General features: G+C 70.2%; 13 protein-coding genes and 1 pseudogene. 4 read left to right on the forward strand and 10 right to left on the reverse strand.

Annotated features, from left to right (window positions below; all coding sequences use genetic code 11):
- Window positions 1–228 precede the first annotated feature (228 nt).
- From OHU89_RS04575 to OHU89_RS04590, 4 genes and pseudogenes are all read left to right on the forward strand, one after another.
- Window positions 229–1251, forward strand: coding sequence for a LacI family DNA-binding transcriptional regulator (locus tag OHU89_RS04575; RefSeq protein WP_405640026.1), 1023 nt, complete (start codon window positions 229–231; stop codon window positions 1249–1251).
- 230 nt (window positions 1252–1481) lie between these two features.
- Window positions 1482–2615: a GH12 family glycosyl hydrolase domain-containing protein gene (locus tag OHU89_RS04580; protein ID WP_405640028.1), complete on the forward strand. Its 1134-nt coding sequence runs from the start codon at window positions 1482–1484 to the stop codon at window positions 2613–2615.
- A gap of 384 nt (window positions 2616–2999) precedes the next feature.
- Entirely contained in the window at window positions 3000–3191 is a 192-nt protein-coding gene (locus tag OHU89_RS04585) for an RICIN domain-containing protein (protein WP_405654306.1), read from the forward strand.
- A 294-nt stretch (window positions 3192–3485) separates the two neighbouring features.
- A pseudogene (locus tag OHU89_RS04590) lies at window positions 3486–3997 on the forward strand (WD40/YVTN/BNR-like repeat-containing protein); the annotation flags it as partial.
- 15 nt (window positions 3998–4012) lie between these two features.
- Here OHU89_RS04590 and OHU89_RS04595 read toward each other — a convergent pair.
- From OHU89_RS04595 to OHU89_RS04640, 10 genes are all read right to left on the reverse strand, one after another.
- The gene (locus OHU89_RS04595; RefSeq protein WP_405640030.1) at window positions 4013–4978 is read right to left on the reverse strand and encodes an expansin EXLX1 family cellulose-binding protein; all 966 of its coding nucleotides are present in this window, start codon (window positions 4976–4978) and stop codon (window positions 4013–4015) included.
- A gap of 96 nt (window positions 4979–5074) precedes the next feature.
- A complete protein-coding gene (locus OHU89_RS04600) occupies window positions 5075–5713 on the reverse strand; it encodes a lactate utilization protein C (RefSeq protein ID WP_405640032.1) in 639 nt (212 codons plus the stop codon).
- A complete protein-coding gene (locus tag OHU89_RS04605; protein ID WP_405640033.1) occupies window positions 5710–7206 on the reverse strand; it encodes a LutB/LldF family L-lactate oxidation iron-sulfur protein in 1497 nt (498 codons plus the stop codon). Before OHU89_RS04605 ends, OHU89_RS04600 begins: the two co-directional genes overlap by 4 nt.
- A complete protein-coding gene (locus OHU89_RS04610; RefSeq protein ID WP_405640034.1) occupies window positions 7203–7943 on the reverse strand; it encodes a (Fe-S)-binding protein in 741 nt (246 codons plus the stop codon). Before OHU89_RS04610 ends, OHU89_RS04605 begins: the two co-directional genes overlap by 4 nt.
- The gene (locus OHU89_RS04615) at window positions 7934–8074 is read right to left on the reverse strand and encodes a hypothetical protein (protein ID WP_405640036.1); all 141 of its coding nucleotides are present in this window, start codon (window positions 8072–8074) and stop codon (window positions 7934–7936) included. The genes OHU89_RS04610 and OHU89_RS04615 overlap by 10 nt, the downstream gene beginning before the upstream one ends.
- A 37-nt stretch (window positions 8075–8111) precedes the next feature.
- Window positions 8112–8423, reverse strand: a complete 312-nt coding sequence (locus OHU89_RS04620; protein WP_401896422.1) for an L-rhamnose mutarotase — start codon at window positions 8421–8423, stop codon at window positions 8112–8114.
- Complete coding sequence (locus OHU89_RS04625) at window positions 8420–9448, reverse strand: aldo/keto reductase (protein ID WP_405640038.1); 1029 nt, start codon at window positions 9446–9448, stop codon at window positions 8420–8422. Before OHU89_RS04625 ends, OHU89_RS04620 begins: the two co-directional genes overlap by 4 nt.
- Complete coding sequence (locus tag OHU89_RS04630) at window positions 9445–10218, reverse strand: SDR family NAD(P)-dependent oxidoreductase (protein WP_405640040.1); 774 nt, start codon at window positions 10216–10218, stop codon at window positions 9445–9447. Before OHU89_RS04630 ends, OHU89_RS04625 begins: the two co-directional genes overlap by 4 nt.
- The gene (locus tag OHU89_RS04635) at window positions 10215–11552 is read right to left on the reverse strand and encodes an L-fuconate dehydratase (RefSeq protein ID WP_405640042.1); all 1338 of its coding nucleotides are present in this window, start codon (window positions 11550–11552) and stop codon (window positions 10215–10217) included. The genes OHU89_RS04630 and OHU89_RS04635 overlap by 4 nt, the downstream gene beginning before the upstream one ends.
- A gap of 14 nt (window positions 11553–11566) precedes the next feature.
- A complete protein-coding gene (locus OHU89_RS04640) occupies window positions 11567–12418 on the reverse strand; it encodes a fumarylacetoacetate hydrolase family protein (RefSeq protein ID WP_405640044.1) in 852 nt (283 codons plus the stop codon).
- Between the last annotated feature and the right edge of the window lie 427 nt (window positions 12419–12845).

A 12845-nucleotide genomic window follows, 5' to 3' on the forward strand; every position in this document is an offset into this window, starting at 1 on the left:
GGGTTCCGCGTACACGACCCGTCACACGGCGACGGGTCACCCGGCCGGGCGGCCCCACACCCCCCAGGGGCCGCCCGGCCCTCTCCCGCGAGTGCGGCAAGACGCGGCGGAACGGGAGCGCTCCCAACCATTGGGGGCAGAACAACCCTCTGTGACCACGCCCCTGGTGAAGTCGTGTGCTCGATCCCCTCCGGCCGGTAAGATCGGTGATCTCTTGGGGGAGGTGGCATGGGCAGACGGCGTCCGGAGGCACCGACGCTGGAGGAGGTGGCTGCCCACGCGCAGGTGGGGCGGGGCACGGTCTCCCGCGTCATCAACAACGCCGCGGGCGTGAAGGAGTCGACACGCCGGGCCGTACAGCGGGCCATCGACGAACTGGGATACGTGCCCAATCTCGCGGCCCGTTCCCTGGCCGGGCGGCGAGCCGACGCCGTCGCCCTGGTCATGACGGAGCCGGACTGGCGGCAGTTCGCGGAGCCCTTCTTCTCCGAGATCGTCACCTCGCTCGGGGACGCCCTGACAGACACCGGAATACAGCTGCTGCTGACCCTGGTCCGCTCGGACGCCGAGCGCCAGCGCTTCCTCGAGTACGCGCGCGGCGGCCGGGTCGACGGCGTCCTGCTGATGTCCGTGCACGCCGGCGATCCGCTGCCGGACATGCTCGCCGAGGCCCGGTTGCCGACCGTGCTGCTGGGGCGCCGCTCCGGTGACGAGTACGTCAGTTACGTCGACGTGGACAACGTCGGCGGAGCCCGCAGCGCCGTCTCCCACCTGCTGCGGCGGGGCCGCCGGGTCATCGCCACCATCACCGGGCCGCTCGACCTGCACGCCGCCCAGTGCCGACTGCGCGGCTACGAAGAGGCCCTGGCACTGGCGGGTCTGAAGGTCGAGAAGACCCGTGCCGCCGAAAGCGACTTCACGGCGGAGAGCGGACACCGGGCCATGACCGAGCTCATCGAACGGCATCCGGACATCGACGGCGTCCTCGCCGCGTCGGACACCACAGCGGCGGGAGCGCTGGAGGCCCTGCGCGAGGCCGGACGCCGGGTGCCCGAGGATGTCGCCGTGATCGGCTTCGACGACTTTCCGCTGGCGCAGCGGACGGAACCACGCCTGACCACGGTGCGTCAGCCGATCGACGAGATCGGGCGGGCCATGATCCGACTGCTCCTGGAGGAGATGGAAGAGGGCGCCGTGGCCTGGCGTCACGTCATCCTTCGTACCGAGCTGGTGGTCCGCGAGTCGACCTGATCGTCGCCCGCACAAGCGCCATGGGCGCGCTCCCGGAACCGGCGCGCCCTGTCTCGCGAGACCTGTCTGACCTGCAACTCCCAAATCGGTTCGACGTGTTCCTGTCGGCAACCTTGTCATGGACCTGAACCATCCCTACAGTCCTGCCCGAACCCAGGATTGGGAGCGCTCCCATTCACAAGGTCGTGGGAACACTTCCCCGTTCCCCCCTCCCCCTGAAGAGGATCCGCATGCGTCCATCACCGCACCATGCCCGCCGCGCGCGTGGCCTGCTCGGCGCGCTGCTCACCTCGCTCGTCTCGCTCGCCGCGCTTCTGACCACCACCCCGGTCGCGCAGGCCGACACCACGATCTGCCAACCCTTCGGCACGACGACCATCCAGGGTCGCTACGTGGTGCAGAACAACCGCTGGGGCACCAGCGCCACGCAGTGCATCACGGCGACCGACTCGGGGTTCAGGATCACCCAGGCCGACGGATCCGTCCCCACGAACGGTGCTCCGAAGTCCTACCCGTCCGTCTACAACGGCTGCCACTACACCAACTGTTCGCCCGGCACCAACCTTCCCGCTCAGCTCAGCACCATCTCCAGCGCGCCCAGCGGCATCTCCTACGGTTTCGTCAACGACGCGGCGTACAACGCCTCGTACGACATCTGGCTCGACCCCACGCCCCGCACCGACGGCGTGAACCGGACCGAGATCATGATCTGGTTCAACAAGGTCGGCTCCATCCAGCCCATCGGTTCCCCGGTCGGCAACGCCAACGTGGGCGGGCGCGACTGGCAGGTGTGGTCCGGCAACAACGGCGGGAACGACGTGCTGTCGTTCGTCGCGCCGTCGGCGATCAGCAGCTGGAACTTCGACGTCATGGACTTCGCCCGGCAGGCCGTCTCCCGCGGACTCGCCCAGAACAACTGGTACCTGACGAGTGTTCAGGCGGGCTTCGAGCCCTGGCAGAACGGCGCGGGCCTCGCCGTGAATTCGTTCTCCTCCACCGTCAACAAGGGCGGCTCCTCCGGTGACCCGGGCACCCCCGGAGGCTCCACGGCCTGCAAGGTGGCGTACGCGGCGAGCGCCTGGCAGGGCGGTTTCACCGCCGACGTCACCATCACCAACACCGGCGCCTCTGCCGTCAGCGGCTGGAAGCTCGGGTTCACCCTCCCCTCCGGGCAGCAGATCACCAGTGCCTGGAACGCGAACCTCTCCGGGTCCTCAGGAGCGGTCACAGCGAGCAACGTGTCCCACAACGGCGAGCTGACGGCCGGCGGCCAGGCGACCTTCGGGTTCCAGGGCACCTCCAGCGGCACCTTCACCAAGCCCTCCGGCTTCAACCTGAACGGCACCGCCTGCACCACCGCGTGACCCACGTTCCCCCTCCGGGGCCCGCCCGCTTCCTCCACGCCGAACGGCGGGCCCCGGGGGGTCATACAGAGCTCTCTCCCCTTGGGACCCTCCCCCCCGGATGACGCATACGTCGTCGGCCGGGGGTTTTCGTGTCCATGGCAGCTTGGACAGTTCCGCCCCGGGCAGCCGCCCCTCACCCAGGTCGCCACCGGCACCTGGGCCGGCAACCGCAAGACCAAGCTGGTCGAGTGACCCAACCGGAACGTAGGCTTCGTACGGATCCAGGTCGACGCAGCCACCGGCGGCTACGCCAACATCAGCGGTGTCCGGCTCGGCGGCCGGTCGGTCAAGCCGGCGCTGGCCTCCGCCACCCTCCCGCGCGAACGGCGGAACCGCCGGCATCTGGGGAGACGCCGGCGCCCCCAACAGCACTGGGCCGTCACACCCAGCGGCGACGGACACTACTTCCTCGTCAACCGCTACAGCGGGCTCTCCCTCGCCGTCGACGACGGCAGCACCGCCGACGGGGCCGCCATCGAGCAACAGCCGTACGCCTCGCAGACGCACCAGCAATGGCAGATCGTCCCCTCCTGACCCCACCCGCACACAGAACCGAGAGCCCGACAAAACACCCGCCCACCCTTCGACACCATCAGACATTCAACCGCAAACCGAACATGCGCAATGACCCGGAGCGATCACGCCTGCGGATCAGTCACCGATCCGCAGGCGTGGCCCCGCCTCGCCTCCCAGCTCCACAGATTGAGGTATGTCATGCATGGGTCCGATCTGCGTCGGCGTGCCGTTCTCGCCGGGACCGCGGCCGCAGCCGCGCTCGCCGGTCTCCCGTCTCTCCAGGACCGTGCCCGGGCCGCGGAATCCACGATCGGGACCACACCGGTGGCGAACCCGGCCGATCCCGCGGTCCTGTACACGCGTTCGACACCGGCACGGGAAACCTGTTCGCCAGCACCGACAAGGGTCTGACCTTCACGGCCCGGGCCACCGGACTCCCCTCCGGTGACGCCGGGTACAAGCTGGCCGCGGCACCGGGACGCTCCGGGGACCTGTGGCTCAGCGCCAAGAACAACGGGCTGTTCCGGTCCACCGACTGCGGCAGGACCTTCTCGAAGGTCGACGGCTGCGAGGCCTCGTACACGCTCGGCTTCGGCGCGGCGGCCAACGGCGCCTCCTGTCCCGCGATCTACCACGTGGCCACCGTGAACGGTGTCACCGCCGTCCACCGCTCCGACGACATCGCGAGGACCTGGTTGCGCATCAACGACGGCCAGCACCAGTGGGGTTGGATCGGTGAGGCCATCACCGGGGACCCGCGGGTCCCCGGCCATGTCTACCTGGCCACCAACGGCCGTGGCATCCAGTTCGGTCGGTCGGCCTGACACACCGGCACCGGATCAGTGCCGGGCGAACTGGACTCCCGTCGACTGCACCACGTCCGGCCGCAAGGCGACGCCGTTGATGGTCAGTTGTTCTCCGTAGATGTCGGTGAGCCGGATCGCCTTGCCGCATCCGCTGCCGTTGGGAGAGAGGAAGTAGTTGTAGTCGGTGCGGGTCAGTTGGCGCCAGCCGCCACCGGTGCTGACCTCCAGCCGGGCGATCGGGTTGCGGTGCCCGATGGCCTGGATGCCGCACCAGTAGGGGCTGGATCCGATCTTGTAGCGGATCGAGATCGTGCCCGCCGAGCTGGGGCTCACCAGGCTCCAGGTGATGGCGATCCGGCCGGTCGAGACAGGGGCCAGCTTGGCGAAGGCCTGTTCGCTGAGGTCGAGTTGCCCCGGCGCACAGGGCAGAGGACATTCGTTGGTGATCCGGACCGTGACGGTGGCACCGTTCGCCGCGCGAACGAGTATGTGTGCCCCGCAGGCCTGGGACGTCTCGTAGTCGGTGGTGTTCATCGCCGCGATCATCATGTCGCTGCTCGGCCCGTACGAGCAGGCGCCGTCCCCGACCCCGGCCTTGTAGACGGTGGCGACTCCCGGGTAGGTGACGTTGCCGCGGATCCGCCCGGCCAAGGACGACGTGCCAGGGACCTTCTGCGGGGATGACGGTGACGACGCCGCCGACGGGGACGCGGAGGCCTTCGGCTTCTTGGACTTCGACTTCTTGGCCTTGGGCGAGGCGGACGCCGCGGACGGGGAAGGCGTGACGGACTTCTTCCCGGCCGGCGACGACGGCAGGCCGGACTCCTCGGAGTTGGCGACGGCCGTGGCCGCGGCCCGCGCGGCATCCCCCTTGCGGTCCGGCTGCATCACGATGGCCAGGCAGACAAGGAGACCTGCGACGACCAGCCCCGTGGTCGTACCCACCATCAGCCGGCGTCTGTGTCTGCGCTGCCGCGCGGCCTGGCGTGTTTCTTGCATGTCCATCCGTTCGAAGAGCGTGTCGCTTGCACTGCTCAGTGGTCACAGGCGCCGGAAAGGTTGCCGGATTTTTCGATCGGTTTTCGATCGCGTCGGCTACGCGTCCTCCACCACGACGATGTCGAGAGTCCTGGGGCCGTGCACGCCCTCGACACGGTCCAGTTCGATGTCGCTGGTGGCCGAGGGGCCGGAGATCAGCGTCAGCGGGCGGTAGGGGTCGAGCAGCCGCAGTGCCTCGGGTACGTCGGGAGCGATCTGGTCCGCCCGGACCACACAGATGTGCTGGTCCGGAAGCAGGGTCAGGACCCGCCGCCCCTGACCCGGACCGTGGTCGAGGGTCACGGTGCCGGTGACCGCGATGGCGGTGGCGACGGTGGTGACCACGGCGTCCGCGGCATCGAGTTGTCCGACCGTCAGCGGCGGGACGTCCGTCAGCAGGGACCAGGGCCCCTCCGGAACCAGGTCCTCGGGGAGCCCGGGCGGCACCACCAGGGAGCGTGCTCCGGTGCGGGCCAGGGCGCGACCGACGGCCGCCGCGACATCGGCCGGCGGAACACGGACCACCGTGGCGCGGTACTCGGCGGCACGCTCGGCGAACAGCCCGACGACGTCCGGTCCCGCGTGGTCGGCGCGGTGACCGGGTGAAAGGGGTACGTCGTCAGGGCGCTCCGAACCTGGAACGCCGGACAGCGCTCCTCGAATCGCGCTCAGGACGCTCTCGCGGCCGTTCGTCATCGTCCCTTCCCTTCCGCCGTCGTACGGCTGTCCTCGCTGCTGGGTGGTCGGGTACGGCGCCACCAGGCGCGCAGGGACTCTCGGGCCGGCGCCGGGGTGTCCCGGGTGCCGGACCAACGGGCGAACGGACCGGGCAGGGCACCGATCCGGCCGTCGCGGGCCACCAGTCGGGCTCCCTGTGCGGCCAGGCGCTGCACGACGGCCAGCCGCCGCGGTGAGCCCAGAACCGCACCAGCGGCCTTCATGGCGAGCGCCTCGGACGTGGGGAACAGCCGGTCCCGGCGCTTGGCCTCCACGGCCTCGGCGCGCAGATGGACCAGCACCTCGGGAATGTTGATCTTCACGGGGCAGGCGTCGTAGCAAGCTCCGCACAGGGTCGAGGCGAACGGCAGCGAGGCCGCGTTCTCGATGCCGACGAGCTGCGGGGTCAGGACGGCTCCGATGGGCCCTGGGTAGACCGAACCGTAGGCATGGCCCCCCGTCCGCTCGTACACCGGGCAGACGTTGAGGCACGCCGAGCAGCGGATGCAGGCGAGGGCCTGGCGGCCCACCTCGTCGGCGAGGGTGGCGGTGCGGCCGTTGTCGAGCAGCACCAGATGGAAGTTCCGCGGTCCGTCGCCTTCGGTGACCCCGGTCCACAGCGAGGTGTACGGGTTCATCCGCTCGCCGGTCGACGAGCGGGGCAGGAGCTGGAGGAACACGTCGAGGTCGGCGAAGGTCGGCAGGACCTTCTCGATGCCCATGACGGTGATCAGGGTCTCCGGCAGGGTGAGGCACATCCGCCCGTTGCCCTCCGACTCCACGACCACCACCGTGCCGGTGTCGGCGGCCGCGAAGTTGGCGCCGGAGACGGCGACCTTGGCCCGCAGGAACTTCTCCCGCAGGTGGAGCCGGGCCGCCTCGGCGAGGTCGCGGGGGTCGTCGGTGAGGTTCTCCGGGGCGGGCCTGCCCCACTCCCCCATCTCCCGGCGGAAGATCTCCCGGATCTCGGAGCGGCCGCGGTGGATGGCCGGCACGAGGATGTGCGAGGGGCGGTCGTCGCCCAACTGCACGATGAGTTCCGCGAGATCGGTCTCGTAGGCACGGATGCCCGCGTCCGCGAGCGCCTCGTTGAGGCCGATCTCCTGGGTCGCCATCGACTTGACCTTGACGACTTCGTCCTCGCCGGTCGCCTGCACCAGGGCGGTCACGATGCGGTTGGCCTCGGCCGCGTCGGCCGCCCAGTGAACCACTCCCCCCGCGGCGGTCACCGCCTTCTCCAGGCGCAGAAGGTGGTGGTCGAGGTGGCGGAGGGTGCGCCGCTTGATCGTCGCGGCTGTCTCCCGCAGTTCCTCCCAGTCCTCCAGTTCGGCGGCGACCGCCAGCCGCTTGTCCCGGATGGTGCCGGTCGCGCGGCGCAGGTTGGCCCGCAGCCGGGTGTCGGCGAGCGCGGTGCGCGCCGCCTCGGGGAAGGCCGGGGTGCCCAGCCATACGACGTTGTCGGCACCGCTCACCGTACGTCCCCTTCCGTGGCGGCCAGGATCTCGGCCAGGTGCATCGTGCCGACGCCGGTACGGAGCCGGGACAGGCCGCCGCCGATGTGGGTCAGGCAGGAGTTGTCGCCCGCGGACAAGAACTCGGCGCCGGTGTCCAGGACATGGCGCATCTTGTCGGCCAGCATCGCGTTGGACACGTCCGCGTTCTTCAGCGCGAAGGTGCCGCCGAAGCCGCAGCAGGACTCGGCGGCGGGCAGTTCCACCAGGTCGATGCCCTTCACCGCGCGCAGCAGTTGGAGCGGCCGGTCGCCGACCCGCAGCATGCGCAAGGAGTGGCAGGTCGGGTGGTAGGTGACGCGGTGCGGGAAGTACGCGCCGACATCGGTGACACCGAGGACGTCGACCAGGAGTTCCGACAGCTCGTAGACCGTCGGCACCACCTGTTCGACCGCCTCGGCGAGAGTGTCGTCGCCGTACTGAGCGGCCACCACACGATGGTGGTCGCGCACCATGCCCGCACAGGACCCGGAGGGGGCCACGACGGCGTCGTAGCCCGCGAAGACCTCGGCGAAACGGCGCACCATGGGCAGCGTCTCGGGGCGGTAGCCGGTGTTGAAGTGCATCTGGCCGCAGCAGGTCTGGCCCTGCGGGAACTCCACGGTGTGGCCGAGGCGTTCCAGCAGCTCGGTCACCGCGCGACCGGTGCGGGGGAACATCGTGTCGTTGAAGCAGGTGATGAAGAGGGCTATGCGCATGGGGTTTCCTGGTGCGGGGCCGGCGGTGCGGGGACGGACAGGTCGTAGGTCCGCACGGCCGTGCGGGTGAAGACGTCGTGGCTCTCGGCCGACCCGAGCCCGGCCGTCAACTCGCGTGCGGCGGCGATCACTTCGGCGTAGGTGGCGGTGTGCCGGCAGACGGGCCGGTCACAGGTGCCACACCACCGGCAGCGAGGCGTCCCCGCCCCGCGCGGAGTAGTCGTGGACGACGTCGAGCAGGTCGGCCATCCGGGCCTGCCAGGCGATGTTGACGGGCAGCCGGTCGAGTTCGGCGATCATCGCCTGGTAGTCCTCGACCTCCAGCACATGGAACAGGTCCGTGCCGCTGCGCCAGATCGTCCATTCGCTCGCCCCCGCGGCGTGGATGGCGGCGGTCAGTTCCTCGGGCACCTCCTGGTGCGCGGCCTCGTACTCCTCGATGCGGTCGGCGCGGACCTTGGTGTGCAGGGCGACCTTCATGACGGCTCCTTCGACGGCATGGCTTGCTCGGTCGGGGTGGCCGCGGGGACGGGGATGCCCGGGTCCAGCAGGCCCTCGGCGCGCAGTTCGTCCCACAGCGCGTCCGGGATCGGGCGGGTCAGCTGTTCCACCGTGTCGTGCACCTCGTGCGGGGAACGCGCGCCGGTCAGGACGCTCGCGACCGCGGGATGACCGAACGGAAAGCGCAGCGCGGCGGCACGCAGCGGCACGCCGTGGCGTTCGCAGACCGCCAGCAGCCGCAGCGCGCGGTCGAGCACCGGCTGCGGTGCGGGTGCGTAGTCGTACGTGGCGCCGGGCCGGGGGGTCGTCAGGAGACCGGAGTTGAACACCCCTCCGATGACCACGCTCCGGCCGCGGGCTGCCGCCTCCGGAAGCAGCTCGGTGAGCCCGTCCTGTTCCAGAAGGGTGTAGCGGCCGGCCAGCAGCACCACGTCGATGTCGGTCTCCCGGACGAACCGGGCGGGCAGCGCGGACTGGTTCATCCCGATGCCGATCGCTCCGATCACTCCTTCGGCGCGCAGCCGCTCCAGCGCCGGATACGCCTCGCGCAGCGCCTGCTCGGCGTGGTCGTCCGGGTCGTGCAGCAGGGCCACGTCGACGTGGTCGACGCCGAGGCGTTCCAGGCTGGCCTCCAGGGAGCGCAGCACTCCGTCGGCGCTGAAGTCCCAGACCCGGTGGTGGGTGGCCGAGACGGCGAAGCCGTGGGCGAGGTCGTCGCAGGCGCCGCTGTCCGGGTGCGGCACGAGGAGCCGGCCCACCTTGGTGGAGAGGGTGTAGGTGTCGCGAGGGCGGTCGCGCAGGGCGGCGCCGAGCCGTCGTTCCGACCGGCCGAGACCGTAGTGGGGCGCGGTGTCGAAGGTGCGGATGCCGGCGTCCCAGGCCGCGTCCACCGTGGCGTGGGCGGTCTCGTCGGTGACCGGGTGGAAGAGGTTGCCGAGGGCGGCACAGCCCAGCGCCAGTTCCGAGACCGGTACGGTGCTGCCGCCCAACCTGGTGGTTCTCACGACCGGTCCACCGGGCGCAGCCTCAGGCCCTGCATGCCGCCGTCCACCGCGAGCGCGGTGCCGGTGACGGACGCCGCTGCCGGACTCGCCAAGTAGACGATGGCGGCGGCGACTTCGTCCGCGGTCACCAGACGGCCCATCGGCTGGCGGGCGTTGAGGGCTGCGCGCTCCGCCTCCGGGTCGTCGGCTGCGTCCAGCAGCCGGGACACCCAGGGAGTGTCGGCGGTGCCGGGATTGACACAGTTGACGCGGACGCCCTCACGGACGTGGTCGGCGGCCATCGCCAGCGTGAGCGAGAGCACGGCGCCCTTGCTGGCCGAGTACAGGGCACGCTGCGGCAGTCCCGCGGTGGCCGCGATGGAGCAGGTGTTGACGACGGACGCAGTGCCCGGACGGGCAGTGGCAGCGCGACGCAGATGGGGCAGAGCGGCGCGGGTGGTGCGGACGATGCCGAGGACATTGACGTCCAGGACGCGATGCCACTGCTCGTCGTCGTTGTCCTCGACGGTGCCGGCTGCCCCGATGCCCGCGTTGTTGACGAGGATGTCGATGCCGCCGAGCCGTGTCGCCGCCTCGTCCACGGCGGCGCGCACGGAGACGTCGTCGCCGACGTCGGCCTTGAAGCCGAGCAGCGGCTCGCCGGCGCCGTCCGGATCGAGGTCGAGGACGGCCACCGCCGCACCCTGCGCCGCCAGTGCGCGGGCCGTGGCGAGCCCGATGCCGGACGCGCCCCCGGTGACGACGGCCCTGAGTCCGGTCAGACCGGTCATGACACCTCCTCCTGAGCGGCACGGTCGGCGACCCAGAACGTGCCGTCCGGGTAGCGGTACTCGGCGATGGACTCCTGCCGCATGGTGGCCGAGAAGCCCGGGGTGAGCGGCGCGGTGTAGTGGCCGTCGCGGATGACCACGGGCGCGGTGAAGTGCTGGTGGAGGTGGTCGACGTACTCGATCACACGGTTCTCGGTGGTGCCGGACAGCGTGAGGTAGTCGAACATCGACAGGTGCTGCACCAGCTCGCACAGGCCGACGCCACCCGCGTGCGGGCAGACGGGCACGCCGAACTTGGCGGCGAGCAGCAGGATCGCAAGGTTCTCGTTGACCCCGCCGACGCGCGCCGCGTCGATCTGGAGGACGTCGATGGCGCCGGCCTGGAGGAGCTGCTTGAAGACGATGCGGTTCTGCACGTGCTCGCCGGTGGCGACCTTCACGGGGGCGACCGCCTGCCGTACGGAGGCGTGGCCGAGGATGTCGTCGGGGCTGGTGGGCTCCTCGATCCAGTACGGGTCGAACTCGGCGAGCGCTTTGGTCCACTCGATCGCCTCGTCCACGTTCCATCGCTGGTTGGCGTCGATGGCGATGCGGATGTCGTCGCCGACGGCGGCGCGGGCGGTGCGCAGGCGCCGGATGTCGTCGTCGACGTCGGCGCCGACCTTGAGCTTGATCTGGGTGAAGCCGTCGGCGACGGCCTGCTTGGCCAGCCGGGTGAGCTTGTCGTCGGAGTAGCCGAGCCAGCCCGGTGAGGTGGTGTAGCCCGGGTAGCCGCGCTCCAGCAGCACCGCCTCACGCTCGGCAAGCCCTGTGCGGCCCTCGCGCAGGAGGGTGAGGGCGTCCTGGGGCGTGAGGGCGTCGGCGATGTAGCGGAAGTCGACCTGGGAGACCAGCCACTCCGGGGCGGCGTGCGCGAGCAGCTGCCACAGCGGCTTGCCCTCCCGCTTGGCGGCCAGGTCCCACACCGCGTTGACCACGGCGCCGATCGCCATGTGCATCACGCCCTTCTCGGGACCGAGCCAGCGCAGCTGGCTGTCGCCGATCAGGTCGCGGCTGAGTGAGCCGGGGTCGGCACACAGCTCCTCGACGGAACGGCCCATGAGATGGGGCCGCAGTGCGTCGATCGCGGCGACCTGGACGTCGTTGCCACGTCCGATGGTGAAGGTGAAACCGTGGCCTTCGTGTCCGTCGTCGGCGTCGGTGCTCAGCACCACATAGGCGGCGGAGTAGTCGGGATCCGGGTTCATCGCGTCGGAGCCGTCCAGTTCCCGGGAGGTGGGGAAACGGACGTCGTAGGTGTCGACGGCGATGATCCGTGCGGGTGTTGCAGTCAAGGTCGTGCTGCCTTTCACGCTTGGGCGAAGGTCTGGCGCTGGCTGCCGAGGCCGTCGACGGAGAGCTCGACGGTGTCGCCGGGGCGCAGGTAGGGAGTGCCGGGAAGACCCAGGGCCACGCCCGCTGGCGTACCCGTGTTGATCACGTCGCCGGGTTCCAGGACCAGGTACTGGCTCAGGTACGACACGATGTGGTGGACCGCGAAGATCATGTCGCTGGTGTGGCCGTCCTGCCGCTTCACGCCGTTGACGCTCAGATGCAGCCCGAGACTCTGCGGGTCGCCGACCTCGTCGGCGGTGACCAGCCAGGGGCCGAGCGGGTTGAAGGTCTCGCAGGACTTGCCCAGGTCCCACTGCGACGAGTACTCCAGCTGGAACTCGCGCTCCGAGACGTCATGGCTGATCGCGTACCCGGCGATGACGTCACGTGCGGCCTGAGGTCCTTCGAGGTAGCGGGCCCGCTGTCCGATGACGACCGCCAGCTCGACCTCCCAGTCGGTCTTGGCCGAGCCGCGGGGGATCAGTACCTCGTCGTACGGGCCGACGACCGTGCTCGGATCCTTCATGAACACCACCGGGCGCGCCGGGATCGCCGCGCCGGTCTCGGCGGCGTGGTCGCGGTAGTTCAGCCCGACGCAGATGACCTTGCCGGGGCGGGTGACGGGGGCGCCCACCCGCAGGCCGTCCTGATCGAGCTCGGGCAGTTGTCCCGCCGTGACGGCCGCACGGGCCCGGTCGACTCCCCCGGAGGCGAGGAAGACGCCGTCGATGTCCGGGGTCACGGAGGACAGGTTCAGCAGCCGGCCGTCTTCGGTGCGGACGGCGGGCCGTTCCTGACCGGGGGCGCCGACTCGTAGCAGTTTCACTGGGGAGCTCCCTTGCCATGCGGGATTCATCTGAGGGGTGATCGGCCGTAGAGCCGGGGCCGCCCGCCGTGCGGTGAGCCGGACCGTCCGGGGTCTCACTCATCCGCATCGACAGTCATCGGATGTATGGCGGCACGGTGACCTTAGATGCAGAGATCCGCACCTGACAAGGATTCCTCGGATGTATTTCCTCGGTGATGCCGAACAAGCACCCCTCAAGGCGGATTTTCCATGGTCACGCCTGGCCTACGAAGTCGACGCGCTCCCCGCCATCCGATGAATCCACAGTCGAGCCGCAAGGGTCACCTCCCCTGATCAGAGCGCGCTGAGCAGGCTTACCCCTGGCCGACCCGGACAGAAAAGTCCCCTCGCGGCGGCCTCTCCCGTCGGCTCAGCCGCCCCCGTTTCCGAATTGTGAGCTGCCACA

It is taken from the genome of Streptomyces sp. NBC_00019, from assembly GCF_045041015.1.
Taxonomy (GTDB): Bacteria; Actinomycetota; Actinomycetes; order Streptomycetales; family Streptomycetaceae; genus Streptomyces.

Bases quoted from the DNA above. Each gene is read 5' to 3' on its own strand.
- OHU89_RS04575 (WP_405640026.1), top strand. From the start codon at position 229: ATGGGCAGACGGCGTCCGGAGGCACCGACGCTGGAGGAGGTGGCTGCC.
- OHU89_RS04620 (WP_401896422.1), bottom strand. From the start codon at position 8,423: ATGAAGGTCGCCCTGCACACCAAGGTCCGCGCCGACCGCATCGAGGAG.
- OHU89_RS04600 (WP_405640032.1), bottom strand. From the start codon at position 5,713: ATGACGAACGGCCGCGAGAGCGTCCTGAGCGCGATTCGAGGAGCGCTG.
- OHU89_RS04610 (WP_405640034.1), bottom strand. From the start codon at position 7,943: ATGCGCATAGCCCTCTTCATCACCTGCTTCAACGACACGATGTTCCCC.
- OHU89_RS04580 (WP_405640028.1), top strand. From the start codon at position 1,482: ATGCGTCCATCACCGCACCATGCCCGCCGCGCGCGTGGCCTGCTCGGC.
- OHU89_RS04630 (WP_405640040.1), bottom strand. From the start codon at position 10,218: ATGACCGGTCTGACCGGACTCAGGGCCGTCGTCACCGGGGGCGCGTCC.
- OHU89_RS04595 (WP_405640030.1), bottom strand. From the start codon at position 4,978: ATGCAAGAAACACGCCAGGCCGCGCGGCAGCGCAGACACAGACGCCGG.